This is a genomic window from Vibrio sp. 10N.222.52.B7, from assembly GCF_041474275.1.
In the GTDB taxonomy this organism is placed as follows: domain Bacteria; phylum Pseudomonadota; class Gammaproteobacteria; order Enterobacterales; family Vibrionaceae; genus Vibrio; species Vibrio crassostreae_C.
The window spans coordinates 1-307 of sequence record NZ_JBFRTU010000245.1; the positions used below are offsets into that span (position 1 = coordinate 1).

1 protein-coding gene is annotated in these 307 nt (G+C 47.2%); it reads right to left on the bottom strand.

The genetic code is table 11. The annotated features are described in order from the left end of the window. Positions 1-211 precede the first annotated feature (211 nt). Positions 212-307, bottom strand: a 96-nt coding sequence (locus AB4512_RS22645; RefSeq protein WP_372175785.1) for a TAXI family TRAP transporter solute-binding subunit, incomplete at its 5' end; no start/stop codon positions are given.

Genomic DNA, 307 nt, shown 5'->3' on the forward strand with positions numbered 1-307 from the left:
CTCCTGCTCTCCACAGCAAACGCGCAGAGAAAATCCATAAAGTGAGGAGGTGCACGAACACATTTTTGAGCGAACGCGCACCAAGCAATTAAGTCACGAAGGGGTTAGTTGATGGCAAATAGTAGTTCGTAACAAACCGTTAGTTCACAGGCCAGTATTTAGTTCACAAGCCAACAGCTCATAAACCAATAGTTACCTGACAACAGATAAGCTAGTTAACGATCAACTCAGAAGGGATCTCGATGCCCATCTCTCGATAATAACGAGCAGCGCCTGGGTGAAGAGGAACAGGCAGACCTGCGATCCC